The sequence below is a fragment of the Aliiglaciecola aliphaticivorans genome (genome assembly GCF_054782055.1).
In genome coordinates this window covers 1-20,005 of record NZ_BAAGTF010000011.1, presented here as the reverse complement: position 1 = coordinate 20,005, position 20,005 = coordinate 1, and the positions used below count along the sequence as shown (strand labels likewise).

Annotated in this window: 13 protein-coding genes; 11 read left to right on the top strand and 2 right to left on the bottom strand. The window is 42.4% G+C overall.

Annotated elements, in window-relative coordinates:
- Nucleotides 1–455 precede the first annotated feature (455 nt).
- A complete protein-coding gene (gene mdoH / locus ACYVIL_RS06880; protein WP_460311999.1) occupies nucleotides 456–2,390 on the bottom strand; it encodes a glucans biosynthesis glucosyltransferase MdoH in 1,935 nt (644 codons plus the stop codon).
- Nucleotides 2,391–2,409: 19 nt separating this feature from the next.
- A complete protein-coding gene (locus tag ACYVIL_RS06875) occupies nucleotides 2,410–4,068 on the bottom strand; it encodes an OpgD/OpgG family glucan biosynthesis protein (RefSeq protein WP_460311998.1) in 1,659 nt (552 codons plus the stop codon).
- Nucleotides 4,069–4,727: 659 nt separating this feature from the next.
- On the opposite strand from ACYVIL_RS06875, the gene ACYVIL_RS06870 reads away from it, so the two are divergent.
- From ACYVIL_RS06870 to ACYVIL_RS06820, 11 genes are all read left to right on the top strand, one after another.
- Complete coding sequence (locus ACYVIL_RS06870; RefSeq protein ID WP_460311997.1) at nucleotides 4,728–5,270, top strand: hypothetical protein; 543 nt, start codon at nucleotides 4,728–4,730, stop codon at nucleotides 5,268–5,270.
- 256 nt (nucleotides 5,271–5,526) lie between these two features.
- Nucleotides 5,527–5,955 carry a 50S ribosomal protein L11 gene (rplK, locus tag ACYVIL_RS06865; protein WP_303475510.1) on the top strand — a complete coding sequence of 143 codons (429 nt, stop codon included), beginning with the start codon at nucleotides 5,527–5,529 and terminating at the stop codon, nucleotides 5,953–5,955.
- Nucleotides 5,956–5,958: 3 nt separating this feature from the next.
- On the top strand, nucleotides 5,959–6,657 hold the full coding sequence (gene rplA / locus ACYVIL_RS06860) for a 50S ribosomal protein L1 (protein WP_303475513.1): 699 nt from the start codon (nucleotides 5,959–5,961) through the stop codon (nucleotides 6,655–6,657).
- Nucleotides 6,658–7,005: 348 nt separating this feature from the next.
- On the top strand, nucleotides 7,006–7,524 hold the full coding sequence (gene rplJ, locus ACYVIL_RS06855) for a 50S ribosomal protein L10 (RefSeq protein WP_303475514.1): 519 nt from the start codon (nucleotides 7,006–7,008) through the stop codon (nucleotides 7,522–7,524).
- Nucleotides 7,525–7,581: 57 nt separating this feature from the next.
- Nucleotides 7,582–7,953, top strand: a complete 372-nt coding sequence (gene rplL, locus ACYVIL_RS06850; RefSeq protein WP_372548753.1) for a 50S ribosomal protein L7/L12 — start codon at nucleotides 7,582–7,584, stop codon at nucleotides 7,951–7,953.
- Nucleotides 7,954–8,238: 285 nt separating this feature from the next.
- On the top strand, nucleotides 8,239–12,273 hold the full coding sequence (gene rpoB, locus ACYVIL_RS06845) for a DNA-directed RNA polymerase subunit beta (RefSeq protein ID WP_303475519.1): 4,035 nt from the start codon (nucleotides 8,239–8,241) through the stop codon (nucleotides 12,271–12,273).
- Nucleotides 12,274–12,361: 88 nt separating this feature from the next.
- Entirely contained in the window at nucleotides 12,362–16,543 is a 4,182-nt protein-coding gene (gene rpoC, locus ACYVIL_RS06840; RefSeq protein WP_303475521.1) for a DNA-directed RNA polymerase subunit beta', read from the top strand.
- A gap of 187 nt (nucleotides 16,544–16,730) precedes the next feature.
- A complete protein-coding gene (rpsL, locus tag ACYVIL_RS06835; protein WP_008845957.1) occupies nucleotides 16,731–17,105 on the top strand; it encodes a 30S ribosomal protein S12 in 375 nt (124 codons plus the stop codon).
- Between the two features lie 77 nt (nucleotides 17,106–17,182).
- The gene (gene rpsG / locus ACYVIL_RS06830; RefSeq protein ID WP_216049829.1) at nucleotides 17,183–17,653 is read left to right on the top strand and encodes a 30S ribosomal protein S7; all 471 of its coding nucleotides are present in this window, start codon (nucleotides 17,183–17,185) and stop codon (nucleotides 17,651–17,653) included.
- A gap of 24 nt (nucleotides 17,654–17,677) precedes the next feature.
- Complete coding sequence (gene fusA / locus ACYVIL_RS06825) at nucleotides 17,678–19,780, top strand: elongation factor G (protein WP_460311996.1); 2,103 nt, start codon at nucleotides 17,678–17,680, stop codon at nucleotides 19,778–19,780.
- A 63-nt stretch (nucleotides 19,781–19,843) separates the two neighbouring features.
- The coding region (locus tag ACYVIL_RS06820; protein WP_460312017.1) for a GTP-binding protein at nucleotides 19,844–20,005 on the top strand (162 nt) is incomplete at its 3' end.

Sequence of the window (20,005 nt, the reverse complement as noted above, 5' to 3'; positions counted from 1 at the left end):
GCCTACAGGCCATGATTTTTGAATTTATTCGCGGGGCTAAAGCACCCGCCTACAGGCCATGGGTTTCGAATTTATTCGCGGGGCTAAAGCACCCGCCTACAGGCCATGGGTTTTGAATTTATTCGCGGGGCTAAAGCACCCGCCTACAGGCCATGGGTTTTGAATTTATTTGCGGGGCTAAAGCACCCGCCTACAGGCCATGATTTTCGAATTTATTCGCGGGGCTAAAGCACCCGCCTACAGGCCATGATTTTCGAATTTATTCGCGGGGCTAAAGCACCCGCCTACAGGCCATGGATTTTGAATTTATTTGCGGGGCTAAAGCACCCGCCTACAGGCCATGGATTTTCAATTTATTCGCGGGGCTAAAGCACCCGCCTACAGAGAAAAACACAAAAAAAATCCCCACAACAGTTAAGTTTGTGGGGAGAAACTCTAATCAAGTTTCAAAGAGGTTATTCGTTGGTAATAGACTGCCCATGTTCCAATGTTGCTTTTTCCGAAGGAGAAAGAATTTGGATGGGCATGTTTGCCCAATTTTCTGGTGGCAATTCTGGAACCGTCTTGTTATATCTGCTTTGCTTATCCAAATTGCTAAGGCTTAGCCTTAAGCTTTTAGTTACAGGTTGTTCAATCACTTCGCATGGACAGATGAAAATGCCGTGCTTGCGCGATAAAATCCCCAATTTCAAGCTACTCGAATAATGAATAATGGGTGCACCTAAAATGAGTCCGATTAACACTGGAGCTAACCACCAAAACAGTAATGGAGTTAGATACCAAGTTAATGCTCCCCAAAAAATTGCAACTGTGGTCGCTGCCCATGTCCGTTTAAAAGCTTCGGACCATGGAACTGTTCTGCCTTCTCGGCTTTGAGCGTTCCAACTTACATTTTTTCCAGCTAAAGCATTTAAAACAAAATAGGCATGGTAAGCCATCATCAATGGAGCTATTACGATGGCAACGACAATTTCGATCAATGTACTTGCAACGAGTTTGGATGCTCCACCAAACTCATAGCTACGATAAACCAAAGCATGAATTAAACTTAAAAATTTTGGCCCGATAAGCAGTACAGCGGTTGCGAAGAGCAAAGCAAAAATAGAATCGGATTTATCCACCGGCCAAGCAGGAAACAATTGATGTGTCGCGGTAAAAAACACCTCATCAGAAGCCGCTCTAACAGTCGCGTCAATCGTACTAAGCAGCAATAAGACAAACCATACTAACGATGATACATAGGCGAATGCCCCCAAAACAAAATGTAGCTTACTGATGTTTTTCAAACCTGAAGTTTTAAGTAAACCAATATGTTGAAGGTTGCCCTGTACCCAGCGTCTATCTCTTGTTGCATAGTCAATAATATTGCTCGGTACCTCTTCATAACTGCCTTCAAGATCAGCCAGTAAATATACATGCCAGCCAGCTCGCCTTAATAGAGCGGCTTCTACGAAATCATGACTTAAAATCTCGCCACCAAAGGGCACATCACCGGATAAGTGGGGGAGACCACAGGACGCCATAAATGCATCAATTCTAATAATCGCATTATGACCCCAGTAGTTGGCTGTATCAGTCTGCCAAAATGCCTGACCGGCAGCTAACGTTGGACAGTACAAACTAGAGGAAAATTGTAAAAAACGACCAAAAAGGGTGTTTTGCCTAATTGGAATAGGGACTGTTTGAATAAGCCCAGCCTTCGGATTACTCTGCAGAGTTTTAACTAAAGTAAGCATGCTATCTGCTGTCATCAAACTGTCTGCGTCCAACACAATCATCGATTGATAGTTAGCTCCCCAACGCTCACAAAAGTCTTTTACATTACCCACTTTGCGGTCAGTGTTTTTTTCTCTGCGTCGATAAAACATATGTGAAGCAGTATCGGTTCCCATTCTTGCAATTAATTTATTCCAAGCTACTAGCTCAGCTTCTATCAATGGTTTCTGTTGAGTGTCACTTAACATGTAAAAATCAAAACTTGCTAAGTTTCCTGACTTTTCGATTTCCTTCACACACGCTTCAAAACCAGACATGATGCGATTGGTGTCCTCGTTGTATACCGGCATGATAATGGCTTGGCGATGTCGAGTATCTAACTGGCCCGATTCTGCTTTATCTATGGACTTTTGTAAGGTTACAGGATCGCGTCGTAGCATCAGCAGTGTGAAACCAATAATAGCGCTCCAAAATGCCGCTGAGATCCAAACAAAGGTCAGGGTGAATAAGAAAAGAAGGACGATTTCAATCGCCGTAAACCCATCCACTGAAAATATATCCGTCATTGCCCAACTGCCGGTAATTGCCGTAAGCAAAACAAAAAAACCGTAGGCGTACTTTCGAGCCCCTTTTGCTGATGCTTTTATAAAGTGTTCATTCGCTACAGAAGACATTTGAACTCCTTTTAGTTGATTATTCGATTTCATTCTTGTTCCAAACGTAATTCCAGACTTCACTAATTGTTTTGCCCCTAAGGCTCAGAGAAAGTCTCATATCCACAGCTCTATCTTGGTCAGCTTTGAGTGTATAGGACACTCTCCAGCTCTTTTTATCGGGCAGTTGACGAACAACTAGCTCGTCATATTCACCACCATTTACTTGCAAATTAGCTTGGATAGGCACGTTTTGAGTTAACTTGGTTAATTGCTTCGCAGAAAAATCTACGATAATTTTACGCACTGTTTTTGCTGCTGGATTATCTTCACCAGGTAAAGCTGCCCAGCTATTTTTTGCCCGTATCACAGTCGCTAAGTTATTTTGATTTAGATCGCCAGATACAGTGGTTAAGGTGTAGTTAAACTCCCTTGTCTGTCCTTTCTTCAACGGGGCATTAGGCACCCAATAACTTACAATATTATCGTTAGTCTCTGAATTGGTTGGGATTTCAACAAGTTCTAAGCGACCTGCTCCCCAATTGTTATCAGGTCTTACCCAAATACCAGGGCGGTTGTGGTAGTTAGCTTCAATATCTGAGTAGTGTTCAAATTCAATATCTCTTTGCAACAAACCGAACCCTTGCGGTTGATTGTCTTGCATTGAGGTGACCTGCAGTGTCTTGGGATTGTTGAGTTGACGCCAAATTTGTTCGCCTTGAGAGTTGATCATTAACAAGCCGTCGGAATCGTGTACTTCAGGTCTGAAATCGTCAAAGTATTTGGTAGTGGTTTCACTGGATAACAACATGCTAGTCAGTGGTGCGACCCCCAGTTTTTCTACGTCTGTTCGCGCATAAACCTGGCTGTTCACCTTAACCTCAGTAACAAGACCTGCGGTTAACTCAAATCGGTATGCGCCTGTAACAGATTCGCTTTCAAGCAAAGCGTAGATAACTAAGTTGTCAGCTTCTTCTTCGGGTTCAATTACCCAAAAGCGAGTAAACTCGGGAAACTCCTCACCAGATGCATGGGCGGTATTGATAGCAAGCCCCCTAGCGGATATTCCGTAAACTTGCCCTGGTCCAACGATTCGGAAGTAAGAAGCCCCAAGGAAGACAGCCAATTCATCTTTATAATTCGGAGTATTTAACGGGTAATGAACCCTAAACCCTGCAAAACCAGCATCGGGAGGCGCGATACCTTGCAATGGTAAGGCTTCATTTTCATATATGAATTTATCACCCTTAAAAGTAACTGTGTTACTTCCAGCATTACTATCTACCAAACGAAGCATTACCGGACTTTTGTAAAGAAAACCAGGGTGAAACAATTGCAGTTCAAAGTTTGATTTATCTTTCCAAATTGCTTTTTGCGGGTTAAAGCGTATGTTTCTATATTCACTATAGGTCATTTCTGCCAATTCTTTAGGCAATGTGCTGACGGGCTTTTGATATTCTTCGGTTGATAATTTCTGGGCTTGTCCCTTCACCATTTCAAAGGTAATTTTATCAACATTTGGTTTAGACACTGTATTTTCAGGTTTAACTTCTTTTTCTGGCTGCTGTGCAGTAGCGAGCTGGGAAGGAAGTAGTAAAGAACCGGACAGGGTTAACCCAAGGCCCAACAAAAGGGTTGCCTTTAAAGATGTTTTTTTCTCCATTTTTCTGTTGGCTTTTTTTGTAACCAAATTTCGCATTTCTATCCTACCTATGATTGGTTTCTGCCCAATTGAATTGCGTTTACTAGAAAACGTCATGGGAAATAACGGGTGTTAGTTGGGACTATGCAGAAACTAGACCAGAAAAATCATTTACCACTATTTAATGAAAGTAAGATGATGTTTTTCTCCTATCCTATTGTTTTTATTTGTAAATATATTTAATTGCCACGGTGTGGGTAACTCGTAAATATTTTCTAACGGAGATTTGGTGTAGTTAATTGCTCGATACCTTAGTTTAATGTCTGTAAAAACAGACATGTCATTAAGGCTGGCTAAGAAATTAACTAAAACGTCGATAAACTGCGAGGTGTAGGCGGTGTATCAAATCAGGAACAGTTAGCTTTTCACTATGGCTTGAAGTTCTAATACAGTACTCTTAAAAAATCTAAATCTCTGTTTCTTAGCCTTATTAAGGATTGAACGAGATTTTAGGGAGGATCAATATTAAGTAAAATGGAAAGCAGTTTTTGTAAAAATTTCACTAGACGAAAAATGACTAGTGAGTAACTGCGAATAAGGCTATTGACCCACTCAAAACATTTAATTTAATATCTTCTACCTGTTACTGCTTGATAAATTTAATGATACTTTTTCTCAGGTGAGTGGATTTTAGACTCTCTAAAAGGACTTAAAGAATGTTTTCAAAGAAACAAACCGCTAAGAGATTTTTTTCTATAGCTTTGGCCTTGCTGCTTGCTCATTCAAAAGCGTTGCTCGCGCAACCAAGCAATACAGAGAAGCTATTGAATGTTGAAAAGGAAAACGTCGAACAAATTGATGTTGTTGGAACTAAGCCTCTATATTTCTATCGTCAGCAAATGGCGAAAACCGAACTTAATTTTTATGATGCGTTTAATGATCTGGTGGAAGACCCGAAATTTAAAGTTAAATGCAAAAAACAGAGAAAAGAGGGGACTGGGCGAATTACCCAGAGAGCCTGTTATCCACAATATTTTCTAGCAAGAAAGTCGAAGCTTACTGAGATTGCAATGCGAGCTAGGGTTGCGTTGCCATCAGATGATGATGTTGCGATGCAAGTTCAACAAGAAAAGAAAGCTTCGCTAGCTTATGCTGAAAAGTTGATTGAGGGTAACCCCGCATTAAAACAGCGATTACTCGAGATGTATGAGGCAAAACAACTATACTTTTCTAAACGGCAGATTGAAAAGGGGGAATAGTCATAAGTCTTATAAAACCCTTGACCACTGCTTTGCTCATGTAAAGTGCCTAACAGCCATGACAGTGAGTAAATTCAAACCAAATTCTCTAACGCAAACAACAATTTTACATAAACAATTTTAAATCTTCAAATAAGGGTTGCGTAGTTTAGATATGTAATCTATAATTCGCGACCGTTAATTTTTAAGGGAAGCCGATTGAGCAAACAATCTCTATGTTTTGCGAGGCGATAGACCCAAATTTGAGAGAGATATAATGGCTAAAAAAATCACAGGCTTAATTAAGCTTCAGGTTGCAGCTGGTTCTGCTAATCCTAGTCCACCAGTTGGCCCTGCATTAGGTGCTAAAGGTGTTAACATCATGGAATTCTGTAAAGCGTTTAACGCCTCTACAGAGAGCCTTGAAAAAGGTGCACCAGTACCTGTAGTTATTACTGTTTATGAAGACCGTTCATTTACCTTTGAAACCAAAACTCCACCTGCATCTTTCTTATTGAAGAAAGCAGCCGGTATTAAGAGTGGTTCTGGCCGTCCTAACACTGAAAAAGTGGGTAAAGTGACGCGCGCGCAATTAGAAGAAATTGCAAAAACTAAAGAACCTGACCTGACTGCAGCCGATCTTGATGCAGCTGTTCGTACCATCGCTGGCTCTGCACGCAGCATGGGCTTGGTAGTAGAGGGATAAGACATGGCTAAATTAACAAAACGTATGCGCACTATTCGTGAGAAAGTTGACGCAACTAAAGAATACGAAATTAATGAAGCAGTTGCTTTATTGAAAGAACTAGCTACTGCAAAGTTCGCTGAAAGTGTAGATGTTTCAGTTAACCTTGGTATCGATGCTCGTAAATCTGACCAAAACGTTCGTGGCGCAACTGTGCTACCAAATGGTACTGGTAAAGAAGTACGTGTAGCCGTATTTACTCAAGGCGCTAATGCAGAAGCAGCTAAAGAAGCCGGTGCTGACATCGTTGGTATGGAAGATCTTGCTGATCTAGTTAAAAAAGGCGAAATGAACTTCGACGTAGTGGTTGCTTCTCCAGATGCAATGCGTGTTGTTGGTCAGTTGGGTCAAATCTTAGGTCCTCGTGGACTTATGCCTAACCCTAAAACTGGCACAGTAACGCCAGACGTTGCAACAGCAGTTAAGAATGCTAAAGCGGGTCAGGTTCGTTACAGAAATGACAAAAATGGAATTATCCATGCAAGCATTGGTAAAATTGCGTTTGAAGCAAACCAAATTCAAGAAAATCTTGATGCCTTGTTAGAAGCCCTGAAGAAAGCTAAGCCTTCTTCTGCTAAAGGTACATTCTTCAAGAAAGTTAGCCTTAGCACCACTATGGGTGCTGGTGTAACACTTGATCCAGTTAGCCTAGGCTTGAAATAAATTTCCAATTAGATAACTCAGTTATCTAACTTGGCTTATGAGCTAACGCTCATCTCTCTAAAGGTTATGGGTTGGAGCTGTTTTTAACTTAGTTAAGAATCATGCTCCCGTCCAAGACCGCAGGTGCGAAATAGTAGGTGAAGTAAGAGAGCTCCTACATTAAATATTTCGCTTAATACGTAAAATGCCTGCGCAGACGGTGATTTCGACTCAGACTCTCTGGGGAAACGAACACCGTAGAGCGGTAAGTCAGCGAGCACTGTTTGGCAGTATTCAATGATTTATCAATCTGGAACTCTGAATGCGAAATCGATAGAAATTGCATTCAGCTAACAAGAGGTGAACTCAGTGGCACTAGGTTTAGCAGCAAAAAAAGAGATCGTAGCAGAAGTAAGTGAAGTTGCATCTCAAGCTCTATCCGTTGCCGTCGCTGAATACCGTGGGATGGAAGTTTCAGAACTGACTGACCTGCGTGTTAAAGCTCGTGAGCAAGGCGTATTTCTTAAAGTAGTACGTAATACACTTGCAAAACGTGGTTTAGCAGACAGTAAGTTTTCTGATATTGATGAAGCTTTAACTGGTCCTTTGATTTACGGATTTTCATTAGACGCACCTGGCGGTGCAGCACGTCTATTTAAAGATTTCGCTAAAGAGAATGACAAGCTTAAAGTAACAGCACTTTCAATTGGTAGTGGTTTATTGGGTCCAGAGAAATTGGACGCAGTTGCTTCACTTCCAACTCGCGACGAAGCACTAGCAAAATTACTTGCTACCTTCAAAGCACCTGCCGAGAAATTCGTTCGTACAATCAACGAAGTTCCAGGCAAGTTTGTGCGTGTATTGGCGGCGATCAAAGACGAAAAATAATTTTCGTGTTTGGCATTAACAAATTTTTTAACATTTAACCCCAGGAGTTTAGAGAAAATGGCTCTAACTAAAGATGATATATTAAACGCGATTGCTGAAATGCCAGTTATGGAATTGGTAGAGTTAATCGAAGCAGCTGAAGAAAAATTCAACGTTTCTGCTGCAGCAGCTGTTGCTGTTGCTGGTCCTGCTGTAGCTGCTGAAGCTGCTGCAGAGCAAACAGAATTTGACGTAGTAATGACTTCTTTTGGCGGCAATAAAGTTGCTGTTATCAAAGCAGTACGTGGCGCAACTGGCCTAGGCCTTAAAGAAGCTAAAGATGTTGTTGAATCAGCACCTAAAGCTATCAAAGAAGGTTTGGCTAAAGAAGAAGCTGAAGCACTTAAAGCTGAACTTGAAGCAGCTGGCGCAGAAGTGGAACTTAAGTAATTTGTCTGTTGACAGATTACTTGCCTGAAAAGGCTCGGGCTGGTGATTATTTAATCACCAGCCTTTTTGCGCTGTAGGATAGGGCATTTATACCCTTTAGAACTATCCTTCGATTTGATGCGCAAACGTGGTTGAAAAGTAACATAAAACCAATAAGTTAAGTGTTAAAACTTTAGAAAAATTGGTGTATGCTTGAAAATCACGCCGCAAAGGGTGCTTGAAGTTTGTTTAGTAAAAGCGCTTTACTAGGCAAGTTGGGTCAAAAATCAGAATGCTGAGGAACCCATGGTTTACTCCAATAGCGAAAAGAAACGTATCCGTAAGGATTTTGGCAAACGCCCGCAGGTATTAGAGATACCTTACCTTCTTTCAATCCAGCTCGATTCTTTTAAGAAGTTTATCGACATCGATGTTGACGGTCATTATGGACTAGAAGCTGCTTTTAGATCAGTTTTCCCCATAAAAAGTTATTCAGGTAATTCTGAATTACAATATGTGAGCTACCGATTAGGTGAACCTGTTTTTGACGTTAAAGAATGTCAAATTCGAGGTGTCACTTTTTCTGCGCCACTTAGGGTAAAACTTCGTCTAGTGTTGTTCGATAAAGAAGCCGCTCCTGGAACGGTTAAGGATATCAAAGAGCAAGAAGTTTACATGGGTGAAATACCACTCATGACTGAAAACGGTACTTTTGTGATCAATGGAACTGAGCGCGTTATCGTGTCTCAACTTCACCGTTCACCTGGTGTGTTCTTCGATCATGATAAAGGAAAAACACACTCATCAGGTAAAGTGCTTTATAACGCACGAGTTATTCCTTACCGTGGTTCTTGGTTAGACTTCGAATTTGACCCGAAAGATAATTTATATGTTCGTATCGATCGTCGCCGTAAATTACCAGCGACTATCATGTTACGTGCATTGGAAATGCCCACTGAAGAAATTCTAGATGTGTTCTTTGATAAAGATCTCATCAAGATAGTGGACGATAAATTCATGATGGACATCGTGCCTGAACGTTTACGTGGTGAAACTGCACAGTTTGACATCATGGACGGAGAAGGAAATGTTCTAGTAGAAACGGGTCGTCGTATTTCTGCTCGTCATACTCGTGCTCTTGAAAAAGCAAAAGTCACTGAATTAGAAGTACCAGCTGAGTTTCTTGTTGGTCGGGTAATCGCCAAAGACTATATTAATGAAGAAACCGGTGAAGTAATCGTCTCTGCGAATGACGAACTGACAGTGGAAACACTGGAAGCGTTGTTAGCCTCTGACCTTACCTCATTCGATACACTTTATATCAATGAGTTAGATCACGGTGCTTATATATCAGATACCCTACGTATTGATAGTTCAACAAATCGCCTCGAAGCATTAGTTGAAATTTATCGTATGATGCGTCCTGGTGAGCCACCCACTAAAGATGCTGCGGAAACCTTATTTGGTAACTTATTCTTCTCTGACGATCGTTATGATTTGTCGGCTGTAGGTAGAATGAAGTTTAACCGACGTCTTGGTCGCGAAGAATTAATTGGCGAAGGTACCCTAGATAAAGAAGATATCATTGCGGTAATGAAGCAATTGATTACCATCCGTGATGGTAAAGATGAAGTTGATGATATCGATCACTTAGGTAACCGTCGTATTCGTTCTGTTGGTGAAATGGCCGAAAATCAATTCCGAGTTGGTTTAGTACGTGTAGAGCGTGCAGTTAAAGAGCGCCTAAGTTTAGGTGATCTTGATGCTATAATGCCACAAGACCTTATTAACGCTAAGCCAATCTCGGCAGCTGTTAAAGAGTTCTTTGGCTCAAGCCAATTATCTCAGTTTATGGATCAAAACAACCCGCTTTCAGAAGTGACGCACAAACGTCGTATTTCTGCTTTAGGCCCAGGTGGTTTGACCCGTGAACGCGCAGGTTTTGAAGTTCGAGACGTACATCCGACTCACTATGGTCGTGTTTGTCCAATCGAAACGCCTGAAGGACCAAACATCGGTTTGATCAACTCACTTTCGAGTTTTGCTCGTACCAATGACTTTGGTTTCCTTGAAACACCTTATCGTAAAATTGTTGACGGTGTTGTGACTGACGATATCGATTACCTTTCTGCTATTGAAGAAGGGCAATTCGCCATCGCACAGGCAAACGTTGTGTTAGACGATGATGGTAAACTAACGGAAGAGCTTATCCCTTGCCGCTACCGTGGTGAGACTACTTTGATGCAAATTGAAGACATCAAGTATATGGATGTATCTCCACAGCAAATCGTATCTGTTGCTGCATCAATCATCCCGTTCCTAGAACACGATGATGCTAACCGCGCATTGATGGGTGCAAACATGCAACGTCAAGCTGTACCAACTCTAAAAGCTGATAAGCCTTTAGTTGGAACCGGTATGGAAAAAACGGTTGCTGTTGATTCAGGTGTAACTATTATCGCGAAACGCGGTGGTACTGTTGATTATGTTGACGCAAGTCGCATCGTTATCAAAGTAAATGAAGAAGAAATGACTGCTGGTGAAGCAGGTATTGATATCTACAACCTTACTAAGTACACCCGCTCTAACCAGAATACATGTATTAACCAGAAACCAACTTGTAATGTAGGTGACCCTATTGTTACTGGTGACGTATTGGCCGATGGTCCTTCCACTGATTTAGGTGAGTTGGCGTTAGGTCAAAATATGCGTATCGCATTTATGCCTTGGAATGGTTATAACTTTGAGGATTCTATCCTTATTTCTGAGCGTGTTGCCCAAGAAGATCGCTTCACAACAATTCACATTCAAGAGCTTAGCTGTATTGCTCGTGATACTAAGCTTGGTCCAGAAGAAATTAGTGCTGATATACCTAATGTTGGTGAATCTGCACTTGGTAAACTGGATGAATCTGGTGTGGTTTATATTGGTGCTGAAGTGAAAGGTGGCGACATCTTAGTTGGTAAAGTGACACCTAAAGGTGAAACTCAGCTAACGCCAGAAGAAAAACTTTTAAGAGCCATTTTTGGTGAAAAAGCGTCAGACGTTAAAGATACCTCTTTGCGTGTACCTAACTCTGTTCATGGTACTGTTATTGACGTTCAAGTTTTCACCCGTGATGGTGTTGAAAAAGACAAACGTGCCCTTGAAATTGAAGATATGCAATTACGTCAAGTTAAGAAAGACTTGGGTGATGAGTTCGGTATTTTAGCCGACGGTATATTTGCACGTGCGACTAACCTATTGCTTCGCAATGGCATTGAACAAGCTAAGCTTGACAGTATGCCTCGTGAAAAATGGTTTGATCTCACGCTACAAGATGAAGATGCACAATTAGAGCTTGATCAAATTGCTGAACAACACAGTGAAATTAAACTTGATTTTGATAACAAGTTTGAGATTAAACGTCGCAAAATCACTCAAGGTGATGATTTAGCGCCGGGCGTGTTGAAGATTGTTAAAGTATACTTGGCTGTTAAGCGTCATATTCAACCTGGTGACAAAATGGCTGGTCGTCATGGTAACAAAGGTGTTATCTCGACTATCCAACCAGTGGAAGATATGCCTTATGATGCTAACGGTACTCCCGTAGACATCGTACTTAACCCACTTGGTGTACCTTCGCGGATGAACATCGGTCAGATCCTTGAAACTCACTTGGGCATGGCTGCTCACGGTTTGGGTGTGAAGATTGATCGCATGATCAAAGAGCAAGAAGAATTAGCTAAGCTAAGAAGTTTCTTGAAAGAAGTGTATAGCTCAGGCAAGTCACATCAGGTCGTCGATATTGACAACTTCACCGATGAAGAAGTTAAACGTCTTGCTGAAAACTTGCGTAAAGGTGTGCCAATTGCGACACCTGTATTTGATGGTGCAACAGAGCGAGAAATTAAAGACTTGTTGTTGTTGGCTGATATTCCAGAAAGCGGACAAATCACGTTGTTTGATGGTCGTACTGGCCGTTCGTTCGAGCGTCCTGTAACCGTAGGTTACATGTATATGCTGAAACTTAACCACTTGGTTGATGACAAAATGCATGCACGTTCAACGGGTTCTTACAGCTTGGTTACACAGCAACCATTGGGCGGTAAAGCTCAATTCGGTGGACAGCGTTTCGGTGAGATGGAAGTGTGGGCACTAGAAGCATACGGTGCTGCTTATACCTTGCAAGAAATGCTAACTGTGAAATCCGATGACGTAAATGGTCGTACTAAAATGTATAAAAACATTGTGGATGGCGATCATCGTATGGAACCTGGTATGCCGGAATCCTTCAACGTATTGTTGAAAGAAATCCGTTCTCTAGGTATCAACATCGAATTAGAAGAGCAAAACGATTAGTTTACTCTGATTGATCGAAAGAAAAGAGAGCCTGACTAGCTGAAGTAGTTAGTCAGGTTTTGTAACACCACTCCGCTGGGAGAAAAAAGTGAAAGACTTATTAAAGTTTCTTAAGCAACAGAACAAAACCGAAGAGTTCGATAATATTCGAATCGGTCTTGCTTCTCCGGACATGGTCCGTTCGTGGTCTTTTGGTGAGGTTAAGAAGCCTGAAACCATCAACTATCGTACGTTTAAACCAGAGCGCGATGGCCTTTTCTGTGCCCGCATCTTTGGTCCGGTTAAAGACTATGAGTGTTTGTGTGGTAAATACAAACGCCTTAAACACCGTGGTGTAATTTGTGAAAAATGTGGCGTAGAAGTGACATTGACTAAAGTACGTCGTGAGCGTATGGGTCACATTGAACTGGCTAGCCCAGTTGCCCACATTTGGTTCCTAAAATCATTGCCGTCTCGCATTGGTTTGATGTTAGATATGACATTGCGTGATATCGAGCGTGTACTTTATTTTGAATCTTATGTTGTTACCGAACCTGGTATGACGACTCTTGAGCGTTCTCAACTTCTTACTGAAGAAGAGTACCTAGATTCGTTAGAAGAGCACGGCGATGAATTTGAAGCCAAGATGGGTGCAGAAGCAGTTTTTGAATTGCTAAAAGTGCTTGATGTTGATGCTGACGTTGCCGCGATGCGTGAAGAATTGCCAACTATCAATTCTGAAACCAAGCGTAAGAAAATTACTAAACGTTTGAAGTTGTTAGAGTCATTCCAACAATCAGGCAACAAGCCTGAGTGGATGATCATGACAGTGTTGCCAGTTTTACCACCAGATTTGCGTCCGTTGGTACCACTAGATGGTGGCCGTTTCGCGACTTCAGATTTGAACGATTTATATCGTCGTGTCATTAACCGTAATAACCGTTTGAAGCGTCTACTAGATCTTGCTGCGCCTGATATCATTGTGCGCAATGAAAAACGTATGTTACAAGAAGCGGTTGATGCACTTTTAGATAACGGTCGTCGTGGTCGAGCAATTACCGGTTCTAACAAACGTCCTCTTAAATCTTTGGCCGATATGATCAAAGGTAAACAAGGTCGTTTCCGTCAGAACTTACTAGGTAAACGCGTAGATTATTCTGGTCGTTCTGTAATTACTGTTGGTCCTACTCTTCGTCTACATCAATGTGGACTTCCAAAGAAAATGGCATTGGAATTGTTCAAGCCGTTCATCTATGGAAAATTAGAAGGTCGTGGTCTTGCAACAACCATTAAAGCCGCTAAGAAATTAGTAGAGCGCGAAGCTCCGGAAGTTTGGGACGTTTTAGATGACGTTATCCGCGAACATCCAGTTCTTCTTAACCGTGCACCTACACTTCACCGTTTGGGTATACAGGCGTTTGAACCTATTTTGATCGAAGGTAAAGCGATTCAGTTGCACCCATTAGTGTGTGCGGCCTATAACGCCGACTTCGATGGTGACCAAATGGCGGTACACGTACCGTTAACAATCGAAGCACAGCTTGAAGCGCGTGCCTTGATGATGTCGACCAACAACATCTTGTCACCAGCTAACGGTGAGCCAATCATCGTTCCTTCACAAGACGTTGTATTAGGGTTGTACTATCTTACTCGTGACCGTGTAAATGGTCTGGGTGAAGGTATGGTATTCACCAGCCCTCACGAAGCCGAAAAAGCTTATCGTACAGGTAATGCAGAACTTCACGCTCGCGTGAAAGTACGTATCACCGAATATGATGTTGATGCTGATGGTTCTAAAACTGAAAAAGTAACCCTAACTGATACTACAGTTGGACGTGCTATTTTCTCTTTAATTTTGCCAAAAGGTTTGCCGTTCGAAATTATCAACCAAGCAATGGGTAAAAAGCAGATTTCACGTTTGTTGAATGCTTGTTACCGTGTACTTGGATTGAAAGATACGGTAATTGCTGCTGACCAAATTATGTATACCGGTTTCCACTACGCGATGATCGCGGGTGCATCTGTTGGTATCGATGACATGGTTATTCCTGATGCGAAGAAAGACATCATCGAAGCAGCTGAAGAAGAAGTGTTTGAAATTCAAGAGCAGTTCCAATCAGGTCTTGTTACCGCGGGTGAGCGTTACAACAAAGTAATCGATATCTGGTCTCGTGCAAACGAAGACGTTGCAAAAGCAATGATGTCAAACTTATCAAAAGAATCAGTTAAAAATCGTGACGGCGAAATGGAAGAGCAAGACTCTTTCAACTCAGTGTTTATGATGGCTGACTCTGGTGCTCGTGGTAGTGCCGCTCAGATTCGTCAGTTGGCGGGTATGCGTGGTTTGATGGCAAAACCAGACGGTTCAATCATCGAAACGCCTATTACGGCAAACTTCCGTGAAGGTCTAAACGTACTTCAGTACTTTATTTCTACTCACGGTGCTCGTAAAGGTTTGGCTGATACGGCATTGAAAACAGCAAACTCGGGTTACTTAACTCGTCGTTTGGTTGATGTTGCACAAGATTTGGTTATTAATAACGAAGATTGTGGCACTTTCGAAGGGGTGAAAATGACTCCTCTTATCGAAGGTGGTGACGTTGTAGAACCATTGCGCGAACGTGTATTGGGTCGAGTTGTTGCAGAAGATGTAATTAAACCAGGTACTAACGACGTCTTAGTTGAGCGTAATACGCTGCTAGATGAAGGTTTAGTTGACATGTTAGAAGATAACTCTGTAGACCAAATATTGGTTCGATCAGTTATCACTTGTGACAACGACTTCGGTGTTTGTGCTAGATGTTACGGTCGTGATTTGGCTCGTGGACATATGGTTGGCTTCGGTGAATCTGTTGGTGTTATTGCCGCACAGTCTATCGGTGAACCTGGTACACAGTTAACCATGCGTACGTTCCACATCGGTGGTGCTGCATCAAGAGCATCTGCTGAGAATAGTGTACAAGTGAAAACTACTGGTACATTGAAGTTACACAACGCTAAGTATGTGCGTAACGCTGATGACAAAGTGGTTATCGTTTCACGTTCTACTGAATTAACTGTAATTGACGACCAAGGTCGTGAGAAAGAACGTTATAAAGTACCTTACGGTGCGATTCTTTCTGTTGATGACAACGCGGCGATAAACGCTGGCGATATCATCGCGAACTGGGATCCGCATTCGCATCCAATTATTACCGAACGTAAAGCGAAAATTAGCTTTGCTGACGTTGATGATTCGAATACCGAAATGCAACAAGATGAGTTAACTGGCTTAACGCGTATCGTGGTTAAAGATTTAACCAAAGCGAATGCGAAAGAACCTAAACTTATCCTAGAAAGTGATGAAGTTGGATTACAGGAAATTCGCCTGCCTAGCTTTACTACAATCGAAGCATCTGATGGTATGGCGGCTCGCGAAGGTGACGTGTTAGCACGTATACCTCAGGAAAGTTCGAAAACTCGTGACATCACCGGTGGTCTGCCGCGTGTTGCTGACTTGTTCGAAGCACGTAAGCCTAAAGAGCCTGCGATTCTTGCTGAAGTATCCGGTACTATCGGTTTCGGTAAAGAAACTAAAGGTAAGAAGCGCTTAGTTATTACGCCTAAAGAAGGTGATCATTACGAAGAGATGATCCCTAAATGGCGTCAACTTAACGTGTTTGAAGGTGAATCTGTGGAAAAAGGCGAAGTTATTGCCGATGGTCCAGAATCGCCACATGACATCTTGCGTCTTCGTGGAATCAGTGCAGTTGCAAACTACATTGTGAACGAAGTTCAAGAAGTTTACCGTCTACAAGGGGTTAAAATTAACGATAAGCACATCGAAGTTGTTATACGTCAGATGTTGCGTAAGTGTTTGATTACTCACCCAGGTGATACTCAGTTCCTTGAAGGCGAGCAAGTTGAAGTTGCGAACGTTAGAGTTGCTAACCGTGAAATTGAAAAACAGGGTAAAATCCCTGCTCAGTACGAAACTCAGTTGCTTGGTATTACCAAAGCTTCTCTTTCTACTGAATCATTCATTTCTGCAGCCTCGTTCCAAGAAACAACCCGTGTTCTTACTGAAGCAGCAGTGCAAGGTAAAGAAGATGAGTTGCGTGGTTTGAAAGAAAACGTAATTGTTGGTCGTTTGATTCCAGCAGGAACCGGTTTCTCTTATCACCAAAACCGAGCGAAAATGAAACAAGCTGCTATGATGGTTGAAGAAACCTCAGTATCAGCCTCTGAAGCAGAACTTGCACTAACTGAAGCGTTAAACGCTGAAGCTGGTAACAGTTCAAGCGAAGAGTAACAATATTTAAGAAATTCTTTGGCTAACCGCAGTTAGTCAAAGACTTTTCTTGACAGTTTGTTTTATGATCTATAGAATTCCGCGACCCGAAATTTGCTAACGCAATATTTTGGACGCGGATTTTTCGCTTTCAGCGCCCGGTAAAACGGGCAAATAGTAGTTTTTTATTAACCAGGAGCCCTAGTTAATGGCAACAGTTAACCAGTTAGTGCGCTCTCCTCGTAAGAAGCCCGTTGAAAAAAGCAACGTCGCTGCCTTACAGGCTTGCCCACAGAAACGTGGCGTATGTACTCGTGTATATACAACCACGCCTAAGAAGCCGAACTCAGCTTTACGTAAAGTATGCCGTGTTCGTTTAACCAACGGTTTTGAAGTTTCTTCATACATCGGTGGTGAAGGTCACAACCTACAAGAGCACAGTGTTGTTCTTATTCGTGGTGGTCGTGTTAAAGATTTACCAGGTGTTCGTTACCACACTGTTCGCGGTACTTTAGACTGCGCAGGCGTAAACGACCGTAGACAAGCCCGTTCTAAATACGGCGCAAAAAGGCCTAAGTCTTAACGGTTCTCCGTTAGTAAGGCCAAACTATTAAATTTTGAGTTTTGGGTTATACCTGAATCCCCACGGAGAATATTAAGATGCCAAGAAGACGAGTTGTAGGTCAACGAAAAATCCTACCTGATCCTAAGTTCGGATCACAATTACTTGCCAAATTCATGAACGTTGTCATGTTGGATGGTAAAAAATCTACTGCTGAAAAAATTGTTTACGGTGCGTTAGACATCGTTGCTGAAAAAACCAGTAAAGCTCACCTAGATGTATTCGAAGAAGCATTGGACAACATCCGCCCTACAGTCGAGGTTAAATCTCGTCGTGTTGGTGGTTCTACGTACCAAGTACCAGTAGAAGTTCGTCCTGTTCGTCGTAATGCATTAGGCATGCGTTGGATGGTTGATGCTGCACGTAAACGTGGTGAAAAATCAATGGCTCAACGCCTAGCAGCTGAAATGCTAGATGCGTCTGAGAACAGAGGTTCTGCGGTTAAGAAACGTGAAGACGTTCACCGTATGGCTGAAGCGAACAAAGCGTTCGCACACTACCGCTGGTAGTCAAAGCTTCTTAGAGAGGATTAAATGGCTCGTAAACATCCAATTGAACGCTATCGAAATATCGGAATCGTTGCTCACGTTGACGCGGGTAAAACGACTACGACTGAACGCGTTTTATTTTATACCGGCTTGTCTCACAAGATTGGTGAAGTCCATGATGGCGCTGCTACCATGGATTGGATGGAGCAAGAGCAGGAGCGGGGGATTACCATTACTTCCGCTGCAACAACCTGTTTCTGGTCTGGTATGCAACAACAGTATGACCAGCACAGAATCAACATCATCGATACTCCAGGGCACGTAGACTTTACGATTGAAGTTGAACGTTCCTTACGAGTGCTCGATGGTGCTGTGGTTGTTTTTTGTGGCTCATCGGGTGTTGAACCCCAATCTGAGACTGTATGGCGCCAAGCTGACAAATACCGTGTTCCGCGCATGGTATTTGTTAATAAAATGGACCGTACAGGTGCTGACTTTGACCGTGTAGTTGAACAGATTAACAATCGCTTAGGTGCCACATGTGTGCCTATTCAATTGAACATTGGTGCTGAAGAGAACTTCAAAGGCGTTATCGATTTGATCAAGATGAAAGCCATTAATTGGAATGAAGCTGATCAAGGTATGACGTTCTTATATGAAGACGTTCCTGCTGACTTACTAGATCGTGCGAATGAACTTCGTACTGAAATGGTCGAAGCTGCTGCAGAAGCCTCTGATGAATTGATGAATAAATATTTGGAAGGTGAAGAGCTTTCCGAGGAAGAAATTAAAACTGGATTACGTATTCGTACACTCAATAATGAAATTGTGGTGGCGACTTGTGGTTCAGCATTTAAAAATAAAGGTGTTCAGGCTGTTCTTGATTCTGTAATCGAGTTTTTGCCAGCACCCGTTGATGTTCCCGCAATCACCGGTGTATTAAGTGATAAGAATGAAACAGAAGCTGAACGTCATGCAGACGATAGCGAACCTTTTTCGGCCTTAGCGTTTAAAATTGCCACCGACCCTTTCGTGGGTACATTAACGTTCTTCCGTTGTTATTCCGGTGTGGTAAATACAGGTGATGCTGTTTACAACGCTGTTAAAGGTAAACGTGAACGCTTCGGTCGAATTGTGCAAATGCATGCTAAAGACCGTGAAGAATTAAAAGAAGTGCGCGCTGGTGATATCGCAGCAGCAATTGGAATGAAAGATGTGACGACTGGTGATACCTTGTGTGATCCTAACCACATCATCACCCTCGAACGTATGGAGTTCCCCGAACCGGTAATTTCCATTGCGGTTGAGCCTCGTTCTCAAGCTGACCAAGATAAAATGAGTGTTGCCTTGGGTAAACTTGCTGCAGAAGACCCTTCTTTCCGCGTAAAAACTGACGAAGAGTCTGGACAAACAATTATCTCAGGAATGGGAGAATTGCATCTGGATATCATTGTTGACCGCATGAAGCGTGAATTTAATGTTGAATGTAATGTGGGTAAACCTCAGGTTGCATATCGAGAGACAATTCGTAAAAGTGTGGAAGTGGAAGGCAAATTTATTCGTCAGTCAGGTGGACGTGGTCAATATGGACATGTTTGGCTGAAAATCGAGCCAAATGAAGAAGGTGCGGGCTACGAGTTCGTGAATGAAATTGTGGGCGGAATCGTTCCTAAAGAGTATATTCCTTCAGTAGACAAAGGTATCCAAGAGCAGATGCAAAATGGTGTCTTAGCTGGGTATCCGGTATTAGATGTCAAGGTCACTTTGTTCGATGGTTCTTTCCATGATGTTGACTCTTCTGAAATGGCGTTTAAGATAGCCGGCTCAATGGGCTTTAGGGAAGGCGTAGAAATCGCGAATCCTGTATTGCTTGAGCCGACTATGAAAGTTGAAGTCACCACTCCAGAAGATTGGATGGGTGATGTCGTTGGTGACTTAAATCGTCGCCGCGGTGTTATTGATGGCATGGATGAAGGTGTGGCAGGTATAAAAATTGTACGTGCTAAGGTTCCTCTTTCTGAAATGTTTGGCTATGCTACTGCATTGCGAAGCGCAACGCAGGGGCGTGCTTCATACTCTATGGAATTCTTTAATTATGCTGAAGCACCAAATAATGTGACTAAAGCGATAGTTGAAGCAAGAAATTAATCTAAATGAAGGTTCGGTCCGGTCTGTTACAGGGTCGGACTTTTAAATTAGGAAACGAGAAAAATGGCTAAAGAAAAGTTTGAACGTACGAAACCCCATGTAAACGTCGGTACAATTGGCCACGTTGACCATGGTAAAACGACGCTAACAGCGGCAATCACTACAGTTCTAGCAAAGACCTATGGTGGTGCTGCATCAGCGTTTGATCAAATCGATAACGCTCCA

Coding starts and splice junctions, on each gene's coding strand:
- mdoH (WP_460311999.1), bottom strand. CDS start 2,390: ATGTCTTCTGTAGCGAATGAACACTTTATAAAAGCATCAGCAAAAGGG.
- ACYVIL_RS06875 (WP_460311998.1), bottom strand. CDS start 4,068: ATGCGAAATTTGGTTACAAAAAAAGCCAACAGAAAAATGGAGAAAAAA.
- ACYVIL_RS06870 (WP_460311997.1), top strand. CDS start 4,728: ATGTTTTCAAAGAAACAAACCGCTAAGAGATTTTTTTCTATAGCTTTG.
- rplK (WP_303475510.1), top strand. CDS start 5,527: ATGGCTAAAAAAATCACAGGCTTAATTAAGCTTCAGGTTGCAGCTGGT.
- rplA (WP_303475513.1), top strand. CDS start 5,959: ATGGCTAAATTAACAAAACGTATGCGCACTATTCGTGAGAAAGTTGAC.
- rplL (WP_372548753.1), top strand. CDS start 7,582: ATGGCTCTAACTAAAGATGATATATTAAACGCGATTGCTGAAATGCCA.
- rpoB (WP_303475519.1), top strand. CDS start 8,239: ATGGTTTACTCCAATAGCGAAAAGAAACGTATCCGTAAGGATTTTGGC.
- rpsL (WP_008845957.1), top strand. CDS start 16,731: ATGGCAACAGTTAACCAGTTAGTGCGCTCTCCTCGTAAGAAGCCCGTT.
- rpsG (WP_216049829.1), top strand. CDS start 17,183: ATGCCAAGAAGACGAGTTGTAGGTCAACGAAAAATCCTACCTGATCCT.
- fusA (WP_460311996.1), top strand. CDS start 17,678: ATGGCTCGTAAACATCCAATTGAACGCTATCGAAATATCGGAATCGTT.